The sequence below is a fragment of the Paenibacillus sp. FSL W8-0426 genome, assembly GCF_037969725.1.
In the GTDB taxonomy this organism is placed as follows: domain Bacteria; phylum Bacillota; class Bacilli; order Paenibacillales; family Paenibacillaceae; genus Paenibacillus; species Paenibacillus hubeiensis.
In genome coordinates this window covers 1548400-1570521 of the sequence record NZ_CP150203.1, presented here as the reverse complement: position 1 = coordinate 1570521, position 22122 = coordinate 1548400, and the positions used below count along the sequence as shown (strand labels likewise).

Below are 22122 nucleotides of genomic sequence, written 5' to 3'. Positions count from 1 at the left end.
AATCATAGATATTCGTTCATATCATTATCAGCTATATGATGAATGATTTGTTTTATGGTCCAGCCATTCATTCGATATGGAGTATTTAGTGTGTAATCTTTACGTCCATTTAGCAATGCTTTTAGTTTTATTATTAGTTCTGGAATTTGATGAATGAGATTACATAATTGTTCACCTGATAGATTCTTTTGGGGCTGAAAATGTCCAATGGGATATCTAATTGGATCCATTGAGTTTCTCTGCGATGCGGTTAGTCCGTGCAGGTGTGTCCTGAACTCGCTCCTCTGCCAATAACATTCCGTGAAACAGAGGGCCGAATGTCCTTATGCGTAAATACGTTGTTATACAATGGACCTATTGAAATGTCCACTTGTTCTTAAACTTTCATTTTCATGCTTGTATAACTGGGTTTAAATCCTGCTTTAATCCAAAATTGCTTCCCAATTGTGTTTGATTCCAATACATCAATTTCAATTGAATCTACATCATTAAATCGCTGTTCTTTAAGTAGATTAATGCCCTGTAACCCAAATCCAAGCTTCCTGAATTTTCTCACAATAAAATACTGTCTTAAATATACCTCCTTTATATTTGTGTCGTATTGATTTTGTTTAAAAGAATACAAGGCATAACCGACGGTTTCCTGTCTGGCGATTATCAGATCGGCTAAGTAACTTGTTCCAATCCAAGTACTCATCCTATTTTTTAATTCGTCTATACTCATTGAATTCATACTGCCTTCATCTTCAATTAACTGTTTATTCATTTCGGCTAATAAATCTATATCTGATAAACTGGCTCTTCTTAATTCAAGTTCCATTTGATCATCCGCCTTTAAATAAAATGGTTTCGGTATGTCGTATAACATCTAATTTATGTACTTCGTAAATGCCCTACATTCCTTCTATATATCTGAATTACGTATATGATAACCCATATTGTTACATTTTCGGAGAATAATTTGGCGAAAAGGGGAAATTTAGTTTAGCGATCAATCTCTGTGTCCAAACGATCCAACGGCTTTGAATACGCTGAATATTTATCGTACTAACATATGTATATTGCAGGATTGTTGGCAAACTCGTATGACCAAGCAGCTCCTGAATGTGGCGCAGGTCCGTCCCGTGAAACAGCCAACGATTTGGTCTATATTCAGCGATATATCTCTGTACGATGCTCCGTGTTTGTTTGGATTGGTTATGTTCTTCTCAACAACAAAAAAAGAAGGCCCTTCTTCATCCCCAATAGGGAATCCAATGACCTTCCGATGTTGAATGAAACATTTTTGATGTTGTAAAAGACAGCACGGAACGCGGCTTGTGCAATGCAAGCCGCGTCGGGGTGAGGCGCTGCGCCCGATTCGGGCAGCACCTCACGAGGGATGCACCGCGTCAATGATCTCGCGGTGCCCTCCTCAGGCCGCTGCGCCCTACATGGCAGCGGCTTCTTCTCCCAGCGGCAGCATGTAATACTGCGCCTGCTGCCCTTCATGCTGCTGGTACACCACGACCAGCAGCGTCCGGCCTTTCGCGGCAAGCGGGCTGGCGCCAGCAAGCACCCGCTCAAGCCGGAACGGAAGCACGTCCAGTACGGCGTGCTTCTGCAGCTCTTTTTCGCCGAGTCCCAGATCGGCGAAAGAGCGTGCGCCCATGACCGTCTGTGCGGTCATGGCCGAGGTCATCGGCAGCGCACGCGAAGCGCTGCCGTCCCCTCCGTCCGCCGCTCCATCCCCGGCGGACACAAGCTCGCTGCCGTTCACACCCGCCGCATCCGCGGCAGTGTCTTCCCCGGCAGCAGCCGGACTGGCCGCAGCGGCAGGCGCACTCGTGCCGCTGCTTTCCAGCCATGCCGTGCCTGCGGCGCCGGCAATGCGCGGCAAACGAACGTCTTCCGGACGTTCAGCCAGCATTTTCATATAACCCGCCCACTGATCCTTCTCCAGCGCATCGTCCCACCAGATTTTGCGCGGTTTGTATTTGTGGCCAAGGAAATAGTCCAGCTTCATTAGGCCAAGCACGACATCCATATGGGGCGTGTTCCGCGACTCCAGGAAGCTGTACAATCGGGTGAACAAATCCTCCAACTGATGCCCGATCTTCTGCCAGCCCTGACCTTCCCAGTAGTCCCCGAACGCCTGGAAGAAATCGAACGGCGAATCGAATTCCTGCTCCATCAAATACTTCAACGTATGGTCCATCCGGTGTGCGTTCCAGTATTTCTCCAGCACGTCCTCCAGACGCTTCAAACGTACGATGTCGCTGAACGGCAGCACATGGCTGCCCAGAATTTCGTACGGCGCGTGATCCATATACGTGTAGTTGTACTTTTCCGCATCGAGACGCAGTCCGGTACCGCGCAGCATTTTCAGAAAGCCGAGCTGAAGCTCCTCCGGTCCCAGCGCAAACACGTCGTTAAACGTTTTGCGGAACGTATTGTAATCCTCTTCCGGCAGTCCTGCGATGAGATCCAAATGCTGGTCGATCTTGCCGCTGGCTTTCACCTTGTTGACCGTGCGGCTCAGCTTCGCAAAGTTCTGGCGGCGTTTCACCAGTTCGTTCGTCGGGTCATTCGTCGACTGTACGCCGATTTCGAACCGGAAAATGCCCGGCGGCGCATGCTCTGCCAAATAATCCAGCACCTCGGGACGCATAATGTCCGCCGTGATTTCGAACTGGAACACCGTGCCCTGATGGTTCTCGATCAGGAATTTGAACATCTCCATCGCATAATCGCGCTTGATGTTGAACGTGCGGTCCACGAACTTGATCAGCTTCGCGCCCTTTTCGATCAAATACAGAATATCCGCCTTCGTCCGCTCGATATCGTAATACCGCACGCCGACCTCGATGCTCGACAAACAGAACTGGCAGCTGAACGGACAGCCCCGGCTCGTCTCAAAATAAACCACCCGTTTCCCCAAATGCGGAATATCCTCGTCAAACCGGTGCGGCGACGGCAGATCGTTCAGGTCTGCCTTCGGGCGACCCGGCATCACGATGACTTCTTCTCCTTTGCGATACGCCACGCCATAAACGAAATGATACTTCTGCGTCGTCGAAATTTCGGTCAGCAGCTGATGGAACGTCTCTTCGCCTTCGCCCATGACGATGAAATCGACGTTCTGGATGCGGTTCATCCAATATTCCGTGTCATACGATACCTCAGGACCGCCGAGCACGATTTTCACTTCAGGCATAACCTTTTTCAAAATATCGATAACCTTGATCGTCTCCTCGATATTCCAGATGTAACACGAAAACCCGATCACATCCGCACCGCGCTGGTACAGATCGGACACGATGTTCATGACCGGGTCCTTGATCGTATACTCGGCCAGTTCGATATCAAAATCCTTCTCGCTATACGCCTTCAGACAGCGAATCGCCAGCGAGGTATGGATATACTTTGCATTTAACGTCGAAAGAATAACCTTCATGCTTCACAACCTTTGCCTGGATCACCAGACCCTATTTTTCATTGCCAAAAGGAAAAGATTATCCGCCATTTTGCCTCAGATTCGCTCATTTCCAAGCCTTGCTTTACCATTCTTCAATCATCATTTTTCAAATCATTCATCAATCATCATTCATTCCACATATCACGGACATTTCGCCATTTCGTCCACCAAACAGTGGACACTATTTTCAAAAAGACATCCACTCGCCCGGCCCTTCGAACCGCTATATCTCGACAAACAACCACTTTACCCATCTACATGTTGTGCACCTCGGGAACAACCCGTTCCACCGTAAATGTCCACCCTTTGAAAAGACAATCCAACTCACTTTGTCCACTCCCAAAAGACATCCCAAGCACCCGGCGGCTAGGCACCCCGTACTCAGGTTTGCTCCACGTTCCGACGTCCTTTTCCCATCGAAATCATACTGATCCAACTCCGAACTAATTCGAGCTAATCAAACCTAATCCGAAAACACCCGAACTCATCCGATCCGATCTAAACTTATAACTATAGAAACCGCATTAATCAATCACACAAGGCCACTGCGAGTGCAGTACCATCTTCCGATCGCTGTTATCCCATATTTTTCCAATCCCCTTTTCTAAGGGGACAATCCGGTGATAAGCCTATGTTTCCGATGCAGCTTTCTTTCAGAAAGCTTTTAAGCGAACGCTTCGCTTCTCAGGATTGGTTCTGCCTCTCCGTTAACGTGTGTATGTTTTTTGCGGTTTATATACAGGTAATCTTATCCGTTGCAACTCTAACCACAGCAACCGATAAATCAAATCGTCATGTTCGACCGTACCCTCATTTATATCCAAATGTCCCAACTGATTTCCCCTAGTCCATCCGTCGATGCAACCTCTCATTCATATTCGTAAAAGAGATCGTCATCCAATCCCGCATCTTCGCCCTTCTGCTTTTGGAAAAATTCAAGAAACGGCTGTCCGTACTTGCGGTACTTCACCTCGCCGACCCCTTTGACGGTCAGCATGTCGCGTTCCGTCGCAGGGCAGACCACGCTCATCTCGCGCAGCGTGGCATCGTTGAAAATAATGTACGAAGGTACATGCTCCTTCGCCGCCAGATCGCGCCGGATCAGGCGCAGCTGCTCAAAGATCGTTTCGTTGACCGCCGAAGGCATCGCATCGCGGCCGCGACGGCCGCCGTAGTTCGTGCCCGAGGCGGTGGCCGCCGTTTTGCGCACGACCCGCTGCATCACTTCGCGCTGGCCTTTCAGCACCTCTACCGCCAAGGGCTGCAGCCGCACGACCGGATACTGTCCCTCGGACAGCATCAGATAACCTTCCGATACCATAACGTTGATGATCTCGGCAATCTCCCGTTCCGTACGGTTGCCCATCACGCCATAAGTCGGCAGGGAGTCGAAGCCGTAATCCAGCACTTTTTTCGCTCGCGATCCCTTAAGCACGGACGCCACCAGCGATACACCGTACCGCTCGCGCATGCGGTGAATGCAGCTGAAGATTTTTTGCGCGTCGATCGTCATGTCCACCAGTTCGCGGTCATCCGTGCAGGAGCTGCACATGCCGCACGGCTTGTCCTCATGCACTTCGCCGAAATAATCGAGCTGCGCGCTGCGCAGGCATCGCGTCGTATAACAATAATCGACCATCTGCTGCAGCTTGCGGTAATCGTTCGCCTTGCGGTCGCCCTCCATCGGGTTCTGCTCGATCAGGAATTTCTGCGTAATGATGTCCTGCGCCCCGAACAGCAAAATGCACTGGCTCGGCTCGCCGTCCCGGCCTGCGCGTCCCGCTTCCTGCACGTATGCTTCCATGTTTTTCGGCATATTGTAATGCAGCACGTAACGCACGTTGGACTTGTCGATCCCCATGCCGAAGGCATTTGTCGCGACCATCACCCGGATGTCGTCGTACAAAAACTGCTCCTGACTCTCGGCCCGTTCCTCGTCCGTCATGCCTGCATGGTAACGCCCTGCAGCAAGTCCCGCATGCAGCAGGCGTTGATGCAGATCGTCGACGTCCTTGCGGGTCGCGGCATACACGATGCCCGGCTCGTTCGCATGCTCGAGGGCATAGTTCAGGACGAAGTCCTTTTTGTTCTCGCCGCGCAGCACGCTGAACGCCAGATTGTCGCGCCCGAGTCCGGTCACGAACGTCTGCGGCTCATGCAATTGCAGCAGCCGCAGAATGTCCTGCATGACCTCGGGCGTCGCCGTTGCGGTAAACGCGGCCACCACCGGCCGCTCCGGCAAACTATCCACGAACGGCGCTACCGCCAGGTAGCTCGTCCGGAAATCATGGCCCCACTGCGATACGCAGTGCGCCTCATCCACGGCCACGCAGGAGATGGGCAGCTGCGCCATCTCGTCGCGGAACCAATCCAGCTCCAATCGCTCCGGCGCGACGTAGAGCAGCTTAAGCTCCCCGCGCTGCGCCGCGCGGATGCGGTCGTTCACCTCGCGACCGCTCAGCGTGCTGTTGATGTATGCCGCGGCAATGCCCGCCGTCGTCAGCGCATCGACCTGGTCCTTCATCAACGAGATCAGCGGGGAGACCACCAGGGTCAGTCCCGGGTACAAGAGGGCAGGGATCTGATAACAGATCGACTTTCCGCCCCCGGTCGGCATGATGCCCAGCGTGTCCGCCTGTTCAAGCAGGCTCGCCACAATCTTTTTTTGACCCTCGCGGAAATCGGGGTATCCATAATATTTTTGCAGAAGACCCTGCGCTTCTTCCAAGGTCGCCATGTGCACGCTCATCTAAAGACTCCTAACTGTGTCACCGGCGTTCATTGCCGGCTTCGTTCATCCGATTCTGACATCCGATCACGGCATAAATGCCGTATCCTTGACAACAAAATGGCGTTCTCATGACTTGTCCGTCAAGCAAACGCCGCTTCTTCTAGTTTAACGTTCCACGCCCGAATGAGCAACCGTGTTTTGCAGTTCCGGGCAAGTGAGACAAATCCGGCGCAGGACATCCGCCAGATTACCATTCACTCTATTCTATCCTCTTCGTTCTGTCACAAAGTCGAAGCAAGTACCTATGGTTCCCTTCGCTAAATATGGTATTATATGTAATATATTTCTTTTTACGGAGGCCTCTGCTGCATGGATCATAACGTTAACGACCAGACCGGCAAAACTTCGCGTCAGCCCTGGATCCACCGTCATCCGCTTTTTTCCGCGTTCACTTTTTTGTTGATCGGACTCGTTGTCGCAACGATGCTGTACATTAACCTGCGTCCCTACTTTTCCACCTTTGACCGCTCCCGCCAGGGAGACCTCGTCTACTCCATGCCTTCGCCAAGCGGTGAACTTATCGCCGAAATGTACGGCGTGCCATACGGCGGCGCCCCGGGCGGCGTAACCCAGTGGGTCGATGTAAAAAAACGGGGCTCTGATGACCTTTGGACCACCAAGACGATCTACCGTGCGGAATATCAAGGAAACAACCATTTGCAATGGGAAAACGAACATACGCTCCGGATCGAAAATTGGAGCGAGTTCCGCGATGACAGCGTGACGCTGAACATCGAGGAGGACATTTACGACGGCTGGGGCTTTGCCTGCAAAAGCCTGCGCATGAAGGATGAATACGTCCGCTGCTACGGACCGGACGAATAAACCATAAACCAAAGGGACGGCGCACATGCTTGCCGTCCCTTTTCCATTCTTGATCCATTTTTTAGGAGATGGTACAGGTTGATCCGACACTTGGTTGTACTGTATAAACCACACTAGTCAATCACACTAGGGCACTGCTCCAGCCGCCGTAATATCAAGGCTTTCCGTTCTGGCTTTGGCTCAGTATGGCTTCCAGTTTGGCTCTGTTGCTCAGCAAACCGGGGTCATCGGGTACATACTCCAACGCCTTGCCGTTATGCAGCAAAGCCTGCCCGATGTGTCCCGTATGGGCGTAACAAAACGATAAGCCCGCATGAGGCAGCCAGGTCCGGCAAGCAACGGGCACCGGGCGCAGCCCCGGATCGCGACTGCCGACGTCCAGCGCCTGCATATACCAATAGATGGCGGCTATCCACTCCTGCCTGTCTTGGAAACAAGCGGCGATGGCGCAGCAGAAATCGGGATGCGGCAGGTCGTACTGAAACGACTGCAGCAGACTACCCAGCTTCATGCCGGGATCGCCCAGCCGCCCGTAGCAATCCGCCAGCCGGGCGCAGGCGATGAGCCGGTCTTCGGCATGCCCTTCCGGCCGCCTTAGCAGCTCGGCGTACGCCCGCGCCGCAGCCGCGTAACGCCGGCGGTCATAACATTCGCCCGCATAATAATACAGCAGGCGTCCATGCCCTATCCCTTTTTCGGCGACCCATTTGCGCAGAATGCGCACGTTTCGCGCCGAATGATGGTCCGCTTCGCGGCGATGCGTGACGGCAATGTCTGCCGTCACCGTGCCTCGCGGCGGGAAAGTCAACTGCTCGTGCAGCCGCCCATGCCAGCGGCAGCCTGCGTCGCGCCTGACCAGGCGCAGCCGGCGGTCCGACACGAGCGGACCGCCATCCGGGCCCTCGGCCAGCGTGTAGTTCAAGATCACGCCTGCCGTCTCCCCCCCTGACGGCAGGCGTTCCTTCAAAGCGAGCAGCTTTGCCCGTTCCGCGGGCAGCAGCACATCGTCCGCATCCAGCCACAGGATATACTCCTGCGTGGCTCGGGCGAACGAAGCATTGCGTGCCGCGGCAAAATCGTCCTCCCAGGCAAACGCATAGATCCGGTCGGTATACCGCGCGGCCACTTCCGTCGTGCGATCGGATGATCCGGTATCCACGATGACGATCTCGTCGGCGATGCCATTCACCGAGTCGAGACAACGCGCCAGCGTTCGTTCCTCGTTCTTCACAATCATGCACAGGCTGATGGTGATCACGTTTCTAGCTCCTTCCTTATCCTTACGCGTATTGCCGTGAGGGTGTCTTCTGTACTTTTTTTCTAAATCTATTCCCCGAAATCCATCCTGCTTCGTTCAGACTGCATGGCTCCACCTTTTTGCTTCCGGTTGACGCTCACGGTCTTTGTACTCTCTCACCGCTTTGAAACTTCCTGCCCATCCGACATTTCATCCGTGCCGGTCACGTTCCGTCCTGCCCCTGCTTCAGCTTCCTGAGCTGCTCCACCGCGCTGTCCAGCGCCTTTTTGCGTTGATTCATCTGCTGCTGGTGCCTCTGCTCGATCGCGGCGAATTCGGCATGATCCATGCTCATCCATGCCGCCAGTTGGCTGGCGGTCGGCTGGACGTGCATTTCGGTTTCCCGACGTCTGCGCGCCGCGCAACATAGATATTTATGATGGATCTCGATCTTGTATACATCGAAATACGGCATTAAACAAGTCGCCAGATTGCCCGCATAGAACGTTTGCTTGTGGTCGTGGAAGGGATGGTATCCGTACGGGACGGTTACCACCAATGTCCCGTCGATGCGAAGCAGCCGGTGCAATTGCAGAAGCAGCACCTCGGGATGGGAGAAGTGCTCCAGCACCTCCCCGAGCAGCACGGTATCGAACACCGTCCTGACCCGCCACTGCGTAATGTCCGCCAGCAGGAAATCGACCTTGCTCCGCACGGGCCGGGATTCCTTGGCGAGTTCCTCGCGCGCATACCGGATGCTCTCGTCCTCCAGATCCACGCCGGTCACCCGAAATCCCTCCCGCCCGAGCAGGATGGAGGCAATGCCTTGGCTGCAGCCCACGTCCAAAATGCGCTGTCCCGTCGCTTGGCGGCACATCCAGTGGATACGGGCACGCGTCGCTTCATGCGAAGCCTCCGCATTGACGGTCCCGTAGTAGCGCTCGCTCACCCGATCATGATTCGCCATCGCGCCCACCCGCGGACATCCCTGGCTGCCCAAGCACGACGATTCGCCCGCCTGCGACGCCTGCAGTGGCATTGCGCGTGTCGTAGACCAGCCGGGCATGCGCCGCCAGTTCTTCGTAGTCGAAGCCGCTGTGATCGGTCGTAACGATCACCAGGTCGGCCCATGCCCACGTTTGCGGCGAGGCTGTGCGAGCTTGGGCCATCGTGCCGTCATGCTTGCGGAACGTGGACACAAGCGGATCGGCGAACGCCACCTCCGCCCCGGCCTCCTCCAGCAGCCGGAATACGTCCAGGGCCGGCGATTCGCGCAGGTCATCGATGTCCTTTTTGTAAGCTATGCCCGCCAGCACGATCCGTGCGCCAGCGATGGGCACGCCGTCCTTGGCCAGCAGCTCCGCCGCGCGTTCGGCAATGCGCTTCGGCACGTGCCGATGGGTCTCGTCTGCGAGCGTAATGAAACGCAAGGCTGCCCCTTTCCGCTCCGCCGCCCAGGATAAATAAATCGGATCAATCGGGATGCAGTGGCCGCCGATGCCTGGACCCGGATAGAAGGGCATGTACCCAAACGGCTTTGTCGCCGCCGCATCCAGCACCTCCCATATATCCACGCCCATCTGCTCACATGCAGGCGTCAGCTCGTTCACCAGCGCGATGTTGACGCTGCGAAACGTATTTTCGAACAGTTTCGCCGTCTCGGCCACGGTCGTCGAGCTGACCGGCACGATTTCGTTCAGGAACGAACCGTAGAACCGCTCTCCATACGACAGGCAGGCGGGCGTCGAACCGCCGATGATTTTGGGCGTGTTTTTCACCCCGTAATGCACACTGCCCGGGTCCACCCGCTCGGGGGAATAGCAGACATGGAACTGAAGGCCTGCTTTCCACCCCTTGGCCGCTTCGATCGGCAGCTTGACGCATTCCTCCGTCGTGCCCGGATACGTCGTGCTCTCCAAAATAACGAGACTGCCTTCCTGCAGGTAAGGCAGCATGCCGTCCACGGCTGCCGTAATGAACGAAATATCCGGCTCATGCTCCGTCGTGAGCGGCGTCGGCACGCAAATGACGATGACGTCCGCCTGCGACACTGCCCGGTAATCGGTTCCCGCCTCGAAGCGCCCCGATTCGTTCATCGCCTCCACCAACGCGGCGTCGATGCCGATGACGTACGAATCGCCGGCGCGCAGCCGGGATACCTTGCGGGCATCGATGTCGATGCCATGCACGCGATAGCCCGCCTGAGCCATCTCCATCGCCATCGGCAAGCCCACGTAGCCGAGGCCGATCACCGCCGCTTGAAGCGACCGCTCCCTAATGCCGCGCATGATCCGGTCCGCATCGATCGAGGCAATCGTGCCGGTGGCAACACTCTGTCCGCTCCCTGTATCAGACGTTGCCGAGATCTTCGATCCGACCGGATTTCCCCCATCGATCTCGCTCGCCTTCGGGATCATGAAGCGTTGATGAGTCTCCCCGACCCAAGGTCGACCACCGGCACGGGAAACATGACCTGCTGCCGTTTCCTTTTGTTTCTGCGTTTCTTCCATCCCATCCGTTTCCATGGGTCCTCCTCCCTTCCGTTAGTCGATGAAGCCGCCGTCGCGCAAAAACCGTAAAATCCCTTTGCGTTCCATCATTTCGCTGTCTGAACGATATTCGGCAAAAGCGACCGGGGCGAGTCCGGCGTATTGGTCCCTCAGCCGTTTATCCGGATCCTGCGGCAAAATAACGTAGTACTGCTCGTCATATTTGTACGTGCGCGGCGCTTCGAACGGCGAGACCAGCACCTCATGCAGCTTCTCTCCGGGCCGGATGCCGGTCACCTTGTAATCGCTGGCCGGGCGCCCCGCCTGTTCCAGCATGACGATGGCCAGATCGGTCATTTTGCACGCCTTCATTTTCATCACGAACGTCTCTCCGCCGACTGCCGCTTCGGCCGCTTTGAGCAGCAAACGAATGGCTTCCGTACGGGTCAGGAAGAACCGGGTCATGCCTTCGTCCGTGATCGTGAGCATTTGGCCATCATCGAGCTGGCGACGAAACAACGGCACAACGCTGCCGCTCGTGCCAAGCACGTTCCCCCCGCGAATGCAAACGAAACGCGTATGCTCGCTCAAACCGTTCGCACGAATCATCATTTTTTCGCCAAGCGCTTTGGTCATGCCATACACGTTGATCGGGTCAACCGCCTTGTCCGTCGATACGTCGATCACCTTCGGAATCCGGTGATAGATAGCTGCCCGGATGATGTTTTGCGTTCCGATCACATTCGTTTTGAATGCTTCATCCGGCTGGTCTTCGCAGACAGGTACATGCTTGAGCGCGGCCAGATGGAAGAGCACCTGTATCCCCTGGCTGGCTTCTTCCACGGCGGTGTAATCCCGGATATCCCCGATGACGAAGCGCAGGCGCGGATCATGGCCAAACTCCCGCTGCATCGCGATCTGCGCGTATTCGTTGCGGGACAGGATGCGAATCTCGGCCGGGTCCTGCTCCAGCAGCACCTCAGTCAGCTTCTGTCCCCAGGACCCCGTGCCGCCCGTTATCAGAATCTTTTTTCCCTTAATCATGCTGCATCCTCCAATCAGATCATGAATTTCCGAAGTACGCTTGCCATTTCCCCCCAGCTCAGGCGGTCTTTGAATTCGTACTCCCATGTCACTGCTGCTCACCCTTGCGTGGATCAAAAATACTATTTCATGAAATTAATCTCTATAACGTATGAGAAGCAGTCCAAACCGGAACGGACACTCGTACCGATTTTCATAGAAATAGACTGATATGTACCCTGTTCATTCGCCGTATCCGACAAACGCGCAACAACCTTACCACAACAACGACATAGAATAGAGCAGTTAAATTTAAAAGAAGGGACGGGTTCGCATGAAGTCACGCTATCTTGAATTGGACGCCGTGCTCCTTGAGCTGGAAACGGCGCTGCGGCAACGGTCCCCCTTCTCCCTTGTGAGGGTTGGCGATGGGGAAAATATCGTCATGGCCCAGGAAACGGTCTGGACCATGGAAGAGGTGCTGCAGGAGCGTTGGTCAATCAAAGCCAATAAGGGACAAAAAGGGCTTACTCTGCCCAATCTAGTATTGCGGGATTTGGTTGCCGCTTCCCTGCAGCGCGCCACGATCGTCGGCATTCTCCCGCCGGACGATCAAACGATCAAAGCGCCGGATTATCTAAAAAGGGCTTTGACCGACAAGTTGTTCGCTTATTACGGCATCGAGCCGGCATTGACCTGCCATGCCTGCGTCAATCGGGACTTGGCCCGAACGCCGCGCTTCTGGCAATTGCTTGCAGGCAAACGCGTGCTGCTCGTCACGCGGGAGATCCAGGAGCTTCAGAACGCCCTTGTCCAAGATCCTTATAACCTGAACATTGCGGCAGCGTTGCCTTTTGACGGTTGGGATGATTTGCCGGAGACGCTGCAATGGATCGCGGCGCATCCGGATGAATTCGATGTGGCGCTCTTCTCCTGCGGCGTCAATGCTGTTGTCCTTGCCGAGCAAGCCGCAGCCCTTTCCGGGAAGGTCGCCATCGATTTCGGCAAGGCGAACAATATCATTTTGAAAGGTTCACCCAACTGAATCTGCTTTTTTCATTAAACGCCAAAAAACCATTGATGACGATGAGGTCACCAATGGTTTTTTGACATACATGGAATGGCCTGTCGATCATATCATTCTCCATCTGCAGCATGTATTTTGGAGAAAGTCGTTACTAGAGCAAAACAAAGAACCGTCATGCGAAAGTTCATCTTCGCAAGGCAACTTGTTCTACACCGTCGATGCAATACCATAAAATACTTCCGGTCCGGTACGAATAGACGTAGACACTCCCGAAATATAGGAAGAATATACGGTTAGCAAGGCCGGCGGTGCCAACAGATCCTGTGCTGTAAAGGAATGGAACTCTGGCCCTTCACTTTGCGATACGGTTCCTACCGCCCGGTAAAAGACATTCGCCGGATTGTATACACTTCCCCGGACAATCACGACCTCAAATGTGTCCCCTACTTCGCCTGTCACCCCGACCGTGCCGTTCAGCGTAATGACCGTACCGACTGTTTGCATCGTATCCAATCCAATGATGCCGAACAATGTTGGAGTTGGACTCAAAGCTACGTTAGGCGCACCTGTGCCTGACGAGTTCATCGAACTCTTCATATCAAGAAAGGTTCCCAAAAAGTCACACCTCCAATCCTGTTTGATAGGTTATACTATGAAGCTTCCTCTGACCCCGCTTGGATGAATTACGGAAGGCAACCTCCCATTTTTCATTCATGCCCTTTAATGGTATATTGGACAGCATGGAAGAAACGAACGGATCCGTATCGCACACCCGATACAGCTGTCCTAAAGGAGAATGAATAATAATGAATAACAAACGCAACGGCACCAAGTCCACTCCCGCGGCAAAGCGCGGAAATGATGCCAAGAAACCGAATAAGCACAAACCTCGCCAACGGCCGGCGCATATCCCCGCTCGCAAACCGGAGCCTCCCCGCCAGTATCAGGTGAATGAAGCGGACGAGCTGCTTTCGTTTTTGCTCCAGCATGTCAATTCCGGACGGAACGCCGTCAAATCCATGCTGAGCCGCGGCCAAATTTCGGTCGGGAATGAGATCGTGACCCAATATAACCACGCCCTCGTTCCTGGACAAGTCGTGTCGGTAAGCAAAGAAGGCGTGACCGAAGCTGAGCCCATGGCAGGGCTGACGATCTTGCATGAGGATGACGACATCATCGTCATCTCCAAAGAATCCGGACTGTTGTCCATTGCCGCAGACCGAAGCGATGAAACTACCGCCTATCGCCAGCTGACCGAGCATGTCCGCCGTACCGATTCGCGCAACCGGATCTTTGTTGTACATCGTCTGGACCGCGATACATCGGGTGTCATGATGTTTGCCAAAAGCGAAGAAGTGCAGCAGAAGCTGCAAAACAACTGGAAAGACCAGGTGCAGGAACGGATCTACGTGGCTCTGGTTGAAGGCAAGGTAGCCAAAGAAGCCGGCACGATCTCGTCCTGGCTGAAGGAAAGCAAAACGCTGAAGATGTATTCCAGTCCGCGTCCGGGTGATGGACAGCATGCCATCACACACTACAAACGGCTGCAGTCAAACCGCGAGTTCTCCCTGCTTGAAGTTCGTCTGGAAACGGGACGCAAAAACCAGATTCGCGTGCATATGGAAGAGCTTGGCCATCCCGTTGCAGGCGACAAAAAATACGGTGCGCGAACGAGAACGCTGGGGCGTCTCGGCCTTCATGCACGGGTGCTTTCGTTCATCCATCCGACCACGGGTGAGCTCATGAAATTTGAGACAGACATACCCAAACCATTTTTGTACCCGTTCCGCAAAGACGCCCCGCCGGCGAAGTAACTGGACCATTCGGAAACCGAGCTGTCTGATAGGAGGAACCGATGCTGAAGAACTTGTTGATTACCGGATACCGGGCGCATGAGCTGCAAATTTTCGGACAGAAGCACGAAGGCATTCCGTTTATCAAAAAAGCCATTGCCTCCCGCCTAGTCCCGTTGGTCGAGGATGGATTGGAATGGGTATTAACGCCCGGCCAGTATGGCGTCGACCTGTGGGCATGCGAAGTCGTTATGGAGCTCAAAAAAGAATATCCTCATTTGAAGCTGTCGATCATTACCGCTTTTCTGAACCCGGAGGAACAATGGAAGGAAGACAAGCAGGAGTATTACCGCTCCATTCTGACGGGCGTGGATTATTACGGAGCGGTCAGCCGCCAGCCGTATGTCGGACCGTGGCAGTTCACGGCGCGCGATGACCTGCTGCTGCGCAAGAGCGACGGGCTGCTGCTTGTATATGATGAGGATGCCGGAGAAGGAAGCCCGCGCTTCATTAAGGAAAAGGCGCTGAAGAGGCAGCAAAACGGGGAATACCGTCTCATCACGATTACGTCTGAGGACATTCAGTCGATCGCCGACGATGAGCGCATGAATGACGCAAATACGTACGAAGACTACGCTTTTTAGACGCAAACATGGTATAATTTAGACGCAATGGAAAGGCTGATATGGGCGGTCGGCTAATCTCCCGGAAGGGAGGTGATGCCTGGTGACAGTATTTGAAGCACTTATGCTGATGCTTACCTTCGGTTTGCTAATCGCAGCGCTGCTGTCCGACAAACACAAATAGACCGCCCCGGTCGAAGGTTGCGGTCTATAAGTCTGCATCTCGCCTGTAAAGCCCACCGCCCTTAATAGCGGCTATTGCGCAGAGAGTCGTGTGTCCAGCACGGCTCTTTTTGCAGTATAAGCTCTTTCTTCCCCCATTATAACATCTGGATCAGGCTTTTCAATCCGTGGTTCTGCTCTTTTTTATCGCGCAATGCCGTCGTGGATCCCCGCCTTTCAACCGATTATTCGCAGGGACCCCATGTTTATTTGGCATGGAATAGGGTATACGTAGTAATAATACTGCGATCATTGCGTCGTATGCATAAAGGGGATTGGCCGCCATGAGCTTAACGCCAGAGCAGCGCATTCAGCTGCATGGATTCAACAACCTGACCAAGTCGCTGAGCTTCAATATGTACGATATCTGTTACACCCAAACGCGAAAAGAGCGTGAGGCTTACATTGAATATATTGACGAGCAGTACAATGCGGAGCGGCTAAGCAGCATTCTGCACCACGTTGCCGACATCATCGGAGCGCATGTGCTCAACGTCGCCAAACAGGATTATGTGCCGCAAGGCGCCAGCGTCACGATGCTGGTCTCCGAAGGCCCGATCGTTGAGGTACCGGAGGAATCGTTCGAAGAATCGCCGGGCCCCTTGCCGGACAATGTCGTCATGCAGCTCGACAAAAGTCATATTACCGTGCACACGTATCCGGAATTTCATCCGGGCGAGGGCATCAGCACGTTCCGCGCGGATATCGACGTCTCCACCTGCGGCGAAATTTCGCCGCTCAAAGCGCTCAACTACCTGATTCACTCGTTCGATACGGACATTATGATCATGGACTACCGGGTGCGCGGATTCACGCGCGATACGAGCGGACGCAAGCTGTTCATCGACCACGACATCGGGTCCATCCAGAATTACATTCCGGACGAGATCAAACGGAACTTCGACATGATCGACGTCAACGTGTATCAGGAAAACATTTTCCATACCAAGTGCAAGCTGAAGGCATTCGACCTGGACAACTACCTGTTCGGGTATACGAAAAATAAGCTGAGCGAGTCCGAGCAGCAGACCATCACGGAGTGGCTGAAGCTGGAGATGGACGAAATCTATTATGGAAAAAACATACAGCGCCCTTGAATCCAAAGGGAAGAATGAGCATTGATGAAGGTTCGGTCCTGAACAAAGGATGATCCGGCATTAGCTTGTTCTTCTTTTTTTCGTTTGAGCGGGTATTTGCTTGGTTGACGCTCTTCGCTAAAGCGGACCATCGCAGCACCAGGAACGGCTGCTGTCGCATGTATTGCGGCACAGCCTCTTTCTTCTTATACGGCATTTCATAGTATAATGAAGGCACTCAGCAATACATTTTCTGGACAAAAGAGGTGCCTTATGAGTTATAACGACATGGATTTGTTTCAGGGCACCAAAGTCAGGCTAACGGCCCCGTGCCCCGAGGACTGCCTGCGAATCGCCCGATTTACCGATAATTACGACTACCTTCGCAACGTGGATACCGATGCTGCCGTCCCCCTGACACCGGACGAAGCGGGAACGTCGTCCGTGCGCCGGGACGGCGGTTTCGAATTTGCGCTGCGCACGCTGCAGGACAACCGATTCGTCGGCTTCACGGCCTTGTACCGGATCGAATGGAACAACCGCTCCGCTCGTCTGGCGGTCGGCATTGGCGATCCGCAAGATCGCGGCAAAGGCTTCGGCAGCGACGCCCTCGCCCTTATTCTCCGCTATGCCTTTCACGAGCTGAACCTGAACCGGGTCGCACTTGAAGTCATTTCCTACAATGATGCAGCCATGCATGCATACCGAAAGGCAGGATTCCGCGTGGAGGGCCGTCAACGTTCCGCCGTATTGCGCGGCGGAGCACATTACGACCTGATTTCCATGGCTCTGCTGGCCGAGGAATGGGCTGAACGGACAGGACTTCCGCTTTCCATGCGCCCGGCTTTGCCACATGAAAGCGACCTTGGCAACGCAGATGTGACCTGCGGACCTTCTGAGCCGGAACCTGTGCAGCCCCGCATCGGCGTAGGTGCCGTCATTGTCAACGAACGCGATGAAGTACTGCTCGTTTGGCGCAACCGACAGCCCGAGCAGCACACCTGGAGCATTCCCGGCGGCAAAATCGATCCTTACGAATCCGCCGTAGACTCGGTCATCCGCGAAATCAAGGAAGAGGTCGGCCTGGATATTGAGGTGGAGCAACTGCTCTGCACTGCCGAGACGATTCGGCCGGAGAAGCAGGAGCATTGGATCTCCCTCCTCTACTCGACCCGGATTGTCGGCGGCTCTGCCCGCAACATGGAGGAAGGCGGCGCGATCGGGGAGGTCGCGTGGTTTCCGCTGAACGACCTGCCTTCCCCTCTGGCCTGCTTCGCCATTCCCGCACTCGAGGCCGTTAAGCGAACTAAGGATGGGCGGGCATGAACAGCGGGAACTCGGAACCTGCAAGGCTGCTCCCCTTCATCCTGCATGAATCAAGAGCAAGCTTTGCATGGAAGGGCAGCGGTGCCCTTTCGCTCAAAACGTTCCGTGGAGGAACCACCCTATATGAGGCCGGGCGAGGATACTTTTCCGTCGACGATCATCGTTTCCTCGTGCTGAACGCCGGACAAGAGTATGCGTTACATATCGATTCCCCCACGGAAGTGGAGTCTTTCTGCGTCTTTTTCCCCGACGGATTCGTTGAGAGGATCGGCCAAGACCTCGTGCAGAGCGAGGGACAACGGCTGGACGACCCGTTCGGTTCACGGTCCACGAAAAGCTTCGAATGGGTCGAACGCACGCACTCCATGCAAAGCAGTCTTGGAGAAACCCTGCGCCAACTGCGGCATCTTCATCGCCTTAAAACGCTGGATGCCTGGGAATGGGAAGAACGGATGCATGACCTGGCCGTGCGCTTACTCCGCTTGCACCAGGATGTACGCAAGGAAATGGACAATCTCTCGGCCGCCAAGCTCTCTACCAGGGAAGAGCTGTATCGCAGGGCTTATCTGGGACACGAATACTTGACCGCCTATTACGACCAGTCCCCGTCACTCGCCGACACGGCAGCCGTCGCCCAATTGTCGGTCAACCATTTTTTGCGCAGTTACAAAGCCGTCTTCGGCATCTCGCCCCACCGTTACTTGACAGAATGCAGGCTTCAGGCCGCCATGCGGTTATTGCAAACGACGGACCGTTCGGTCACAGACATCTGCTTCGCCGTCGGATTCGAAAGTCTGGGCACGTTCAGCTCGTTGTTTGCCAGACGATTCGGCGAGCCGCCCTCGCAAGCGCGATTAAACAGGTGAGAATGAAGAAGCAGACGTTCACCCGCATCGTTATAATCAGGGAAGGACGGACGATGCACGATGGATTGTATGCTGCTTCAAAAGCTTGGAGCAGCATCAAACGCCGTGCTTCGTTACACGTTATCTTTTTTGCGAATGGAGGCCTTTGCTTATGACTCAAGACGCACAATCCTTGGAAAAATGGTTCACAGCTGCCCAGTATGGCGATACAGCCACGTTAGCAGCCCTGTTAACCGCACATCCGGAGCTGGCCAATGCCGAAAACGGGGATGGGTTGACGCTGCTCGGGTACGCCGCCCATTTTGGCCAAAGCGAAGCGGCCGAACTCTTGTTGGACCACGGAGCCGATGTCAACGCCGTCTCCCATTCCAAGGTTTCGTATATCCCTTCCAACACGGCGCTGCACGCGGCGCTTGCCGGCGAACGCTCCACCGCCGTAATCCGGCTGCTGCTGGGGCGCGGTGCGGCGACGAACATCGCTGACAGCGACGGACAATTCGCCCTGCATTCGGCTGCCTACCATACGGATCAGGCCGAGATCATTGCGCTGCTGCTCCAGCATGGCGCCGACCCGTCAGCCATGAATGCGGACGGCCGGAATGCACTGGATATCGCGCTGGAGCGCGGCCATGAAACTGCCGCCGCCTGTTTGAGAGAAGCGCTCGGAGCACGATAGTTTGCAGCGGGGACCATGCTCCTTGCGCGACTGCTTCCCTTGATCGTGAAAATGAAAAGCTGACGATCCATCCCGAAACCCGCCGACCGGCAGCCCTGCGACGACAAACCGCCCGCCTCTTTAGCGAGAGACTGGCGGTTTTTGGCATGAGCTCACATCTTTAGCTTTCATGGCCGCAGGCAAGAGCAAGATTTTTTACATAATCGAGAACCGTTTGCCCTCTCTCGCCGTCTAATACGCAACACATCCACGAAAGGAGGAGAGCCTGTGACCCCTTCCGAATTGACCGTCGCCGCACAGAGAGGGGATGCCGAGGCTTTTTCGGCCTTAATGGACTTGCATCGGAACCGGCTGTACCGGATCGCTTATGCTTATCTCCATAATGAAGGGGACGCGCTCGAAGCGATCCAGGAATGCACCTACAGAGCCTTTCGCAAGCTGAAAAAATTAAAGGAACCTGCCTTCTTCAGCACATGGCTGGTCCGTATTCTGCTGAACTACTGCGCGGACGAGCGTAAACGCAAGCATCGGTTCAGCCCGTTTGCCGCACTCGCGGCTGAACCAAGCAGCTGGGATACGCCGCAGGACCCCGACCTCGCCGCAGCCATCGAAGCGCTGGAACCGGGCTGTAAGGATATCATTATTTTAAGTTATTTTGAGGGTTTTCCCCTGACGGAGGTTGCAGATATTCTGGACATTCCGGTCGGTACGGTGAAATCGCGCCTGCATCGGGCACTGGGCCAACTGCGCAATCATTTGGATACGAAAGGAGATACCTCGTTATGACCGATGAAAATAAAACGTTCGAAGCGTTGGAACGGCGGCTGCATGCTCGCAAAGCGGAGTATGACGCGATCCCTGTGCCCGATGAAATCGCTCACCTTGCTGTACAATCGGGCATTCGCAAAGCTACACGGAATCGCAAGTCCAGGCTTCGCTGGGGCCTGAGCGGGCTTTCGGCGGCATGTATTATACTGCTGTTTACGGGCTGTATTCGCGTGTCGCCCGCATTCGCCTCGTTTGTGGAGCAGCTGCCGGGCATGGAAGGGATCGTGAACCTGATTCGCCAAGACAAAGGCTTGCAGTTGGCCGTAGATCAGTCATTGTTACAGACGGTGAATATCACCGACGAGCATGACGGGATCTCTGTGACCGTAAACGGCGTGATCACCGATGACGCACGCATGGTTATTTTTTACACGATGAAAGGGGTAAGCAATCGCGAGGGCGGCTTGTACGACATCCAATTGCAGGATGAACATGGCGAAGGGCTTTCGGTCGGGATGAGTTACGAATCCCCGAGACAAACCGGCAGTACGGATACGTATGAAGGATATATTGATGCATTCATGTCGGAAGAAGCCGTGAAGCCTGATAAAATCACGATACAATTCCAATCGAGAGACACAGCTCAACCCGGAACCTGGAGCGTTACGTTCCCCGTTGATTACAGCCTTACCAAGGGCATGAAAAAGACGATTCCGATTCACCAAACCGCAACGATCGACGGCCAGCGAATCGAGTTTGGCGAAGCTGTACTCTATCCCACCCGACTTAAGCTCGACGTCAAATTCGACCCGGACAATTCAAAGGAGATTTTCGGTCTTCGCAATCTACAGCTGGTTGATGAGCAAGGGCGCGCATGGCGAACCAACCTGGCCACATCCAGTGGTGACGAGCGCTCCATCTTTTTTGAAAGCATGTACTTTGCGATTCCGAAGAAATTGACGCTTCAGGGTTCGGGGTTATCCGCGCTGGACAAAACGGATTTGGATGTCACGATTGATCTGAAAACAGGACGCCTCGAAGGCGGGCCGAAAGGTTTGACGTTTGCGGATAGCGAAGTCAAAGGCAGAGATCGCGTTCTTGAATTCCATCTTTCCCATTTCCAGAACGGCGTCTCTCCCCTGACGTTTAGCACAGCTGCCGACGAACAAGGGAAACACTACGTCATACCCAACACGAGCTGGGAAGCCCCCGATCAAGGGGAAGCCGCGGCATGGTATACCATTGAAAACGGTGCTTCCATCAAGGGCAAGCTAACCCTGCGCATCGGATCATATCCGATGGAAAGCAGTTCCCCGTTTTCGCTGGATATTCCACTGGAATAACAAAACTTACACAATGTACGCCCAATCACCTTTATATAGGCGAATGCATATGCTGAAGCAGGAACCCATTACGAGGAAGAGGTGTGCATTATGTCCGAAACGCCATCCACGCCGACAGCAGTCATTGTGTATCAGGCCCATACGCCATTGCTTCAATCGGTTCAACAGACGCGAAATGCGCTTCATCAGACCGTTCGCCAGTATACCGGTCGGAAGGTTCAAGTCCAGAACATTGACGGGCAAGTCTGGGAAGGCGTCATTGTCAGCGCCGACCGCGGCATCCTTTACCTTCAGGTTACGCCCATGCATGGATATCCGGAGCCGCGCGCGTTGTTCGGTCCAACCATCCTGCCTCTGGTGCTGTATGAGCTGCTGGTCATTACGTTGCTGATGTAATTGATGTGACGCCGTTTCTCCCCGACACGCCAGTCCGATCGCCCCGTCTCCGAAATGCAGCATTTCGGAGACGGGGCTTTTGGGGATGTAACAGCTGCTCAATCCTTCGGACAATCCCCAAGGATCAAACAGGGGGATGCACCACAGGCGCAACGCATTCTTGGTTCACGCTTGAAATATGGTA

General features: G+C 54.3%; 19 protein-coding genes and 1 pseudogene. 12 read left to right on the top strand and 8 right to left on the bottom strand.

Annotation, left to right across the window (positions count from 1 at the left end):
- Positions 1–376: 376 nt before the first annotated feature.
- The 3 genes from MKY59_RS07115 to recQ all read right to left on the bottom strand — a co-directional run bounded on the left by MKY59_RS07115 (position 377) and on the right by recQ (position 6206).
- The gene (locus MKY59_RS07115) at positions 377–820 is read right to left on the bottom strand and encodes a hypothetical protein (RefSeq protein WP_339276768.1); all 444 of its coding nucleotides are present in this window, start codon (positions 818–820) and stop codon (positions 377–379) included.
- A gap of 609 nt (positions 821–1429) precedes the next feature.
- The gene (locus tag MKY59_RS07110; RefSeq protein ID WP_236414964.1) at positions 1430–3436 is read right to left on the bottom strand and encodes a B12-binding domain-containing radical SAM protein; all 2007 of its coding nucleotides are present in this window, start codon (positions 3434–3436) and stop codon (positions 1430–1432) included.
- 889 nt (positions 3437–4325) lie between these two features.
- Positions 4326–6206, bottom strand: coding sequence for a DNA helicase RecQ (gene recQ / locus MKY59_RS07105; protein WP_339276766.1), 1881 nt, complete (start codon positions 6204–6206; stop codon positions 4326–4328).
- 351 nt (positions 6207–6557) lie between these two features.
- Here recQ and MKY59_RS07100 point away from each other — a divergent pair, with 351 nt between their 5' ends.
- On the top strand, positions 6558–7073 hold the full coding sequence (locus MKY59_RS07100) for a DUF5412 family protein (protein ID WP_339276765.1): 516 nt from the start codon (positions 6558–6560) through the stop codon (positions 7071–7073).
- Positions 7074–7227: 154 nt separating this feature from the next.
- Here the strand turns inward: MKY59_RS07100 and MKY59_RS07095 are convergent, their stop codons facing one another.
- From MKY59_RS07095 to MKY59_RS07080, 4 genes are all read right to left on the bottom strand, one after another.
- Positions 7228–8310 carry a glycosyltransferase family 2 protein gene (locus MKY59_RS07095; protein ID WP_339276764.1) on the bottom strand — a complete coding sequence of 361 codons (1083 nt, stop codon included), beginning with the start codon at positions 8308–8310 and terminating at the stop codon, positions 7228–7230.
- 223 nt (positions 8311–8533) lie between these two features.
- On the bottom strand, positions 8534–9277 hold the full coding sequence (locus tag MKY59_RS07090; protein ID WP_339276762.1) for a class I SAM-dependent methyltransferase: 744 nt from the start codon (positions 9275–9277) through the stop codon (positions 8534–8536).
- Positions 9264–10835 (bottom strand): nucleotide sugar dehydrogenase, encoded by a 1572-nt coding sequence (locus MKY59_RS07085; protein WP_339276761.1) that lies wholly within the window; start codon positions 10833–10835, stop codon positions 9264–9266. The genes MKY59_RS07090 and MKY59_RS07085 overlap by 14 nt, the downstream gene beginning before the upstream one ends.
- 18 nt (positions 10836–10853) lie before the next feature.
- Complete coding sequence (locus tag MKY59_RS07080; protein ID WP_339276760.1) at positions 10854–11843, bottom strand: polysaccharide biosynthesis protein; 990 nt, start codon at positions 11841–11843, stop codon at positions 10854–10856.
- Between the two features lie 313 nt (positions 11844–12156).
- Here MKY59_RS07080 and MKY59_RS07075 point away from each other — a divergent pair, with 313 nt between their 5' ends.
- Positions 12157–12867: a GT-D fold domain-containing glycosyltransferase gene (locus MKY59_RS07075; protein WP_339276759.1), complete on the top strand. Its 711-nt coding sequence runs from the start codon at positions 12157–12159 to the stop codon at positions 12865–12867.
- A 189-nt stretch (positions 12868–13056) separates the two neighbouring features.
- On the opposite strand, the gene MKY59_RS07070 is transcribed toward MKY59_RS07075, so the two are convergent.
- On the bottom strand, positions 13057–13464 hold the full coding sequence (locus MKY59_RS07070; protein WP_236414972.1) for a hypothetical protein: 408 nt from the start codon (positions 13462–13464) through the stop codon (positions 13057–13059).
- 191 nt (positions 13465–13655) lie between these two features.
- Here MKY59_RS07070 and MKY59_RS07065 point away from each other — a divergent pair, with 191 nt between their 5' ends.
- The 10 genes and pseudogenes from MKY59_RS07065 to MKY59_RS07020 all read left to right on the top strand — a co-directional run bounded on the left by MKY59_RS07065 (position 13656) and on the right by MKY59_RS07020 (position 21938).
- Positions 13656–14663, top strand: a complete 1008-nt coding sequence (locus tag MKY59_RS07065; RefSeq protein ID WP_339276758.1) for an RluA family pseudouridine synthase — start codon at positions 13656–13658, stop codon at positions 14661–14663.
- Positions 14664–14704: 41 nt separating this feature from the next.
- Positions 14705–15286, top strand: a complete 582-nt coding sequence (locus MKY59_RS07060) for a DUF1273 domain-containing protein (protein ID WP_339276757.1) — start codon at positions 14705–14707, stop codon at positions 15284–15286.
- A 485-nt stretch (positions 15287–15771) separates the two neighbouring features.
- A complete protein-coding gene (speD, locus tag MKY59_RS07055) occupies positions 15772–16584 on the top strand; it encodes an adenosylmethionine decarboxylase (protein WP_236414978.1) in 813 nt (270 codons plus the stop codon).
- A 267-nt stretch (positions 16585–16851) separates the two neighbouring features.
- Positions 16852–17379, top strand: a pseudogene (locus tag MKY59_RS07050) (GNAT family protein); the annotation flags it as partial.
- Positions 17380–17472: 93 nt separating this feature from the next.
- Positions 17473–17889, top strand: a complete 417-nt coding sequence (locus MKY59_RS07045) for an NUDIX domain-containing protein (protein ID WP_236415376.1) — start codon at positions 17473–17475, stop codon at positions 17887–17889.
- On the top strand, positions 17886–18755 hold the full coding sequence (locus MKY59_RS07040) for a helix-turn-helix transcriptional regulator (protein ID WP_339276754.1): 870 nt from the start codon (positions 17886–17888) through the stop codon (positions 18753–18755). Before MKY59_RS07045 ends, MKY59_RS07040 begins: the two co-directional genes overlap by 4 nt.
- Before the next feature lie 151 nt (positions 18756–18906).
- Entirely contained in the window at positions 18907–19431 is a 525-nt protein-coding gene (locus tag MKY59_RS07035; protein ID WP_339276753.1) for an ankyrin repeat domain-containing protein, read from the top strand.
- Positions 19432–19698: 267 nt separating this feature from the next.
- Positions 19699–20217: a sigma-70 family RNA polymerase sigma factor gene (locus MKY59_RS07030; RefSeq protein WP_236414985.1), complete on the top strand. Its 519-nt coding sequence runs from the start codon at positions 19699–19701 to the stop codon at positions 20215–20217.
- Entirely contained in the window at positions 20214–21542 is a 1329-nt protein-coding gene (locus tag MKY59_RS07025; RefSeq protein ID WP_339276752.1) for a DUF4179 domain-containing protein, read from the top strand. The genes MKY59_RS07030 and MKY59_RS07025 overlap by 4 nt, the downstream gene beginning before the upstream one ends.
- A gap of 90 nt (positions 21543–21632) precedes the next feature.
- A complete protein-coding gene (locus MKY59_RS07020) occupies positions 21633–21938 on the top strand; it encodes an acetyl-CoA acetyltransferase (RefSeq protein WP_236414989.1) in 306 nt (101 codons plus the stop codon).
- Positions 21939–22122 lie beyond the last annotated feature (184 nt).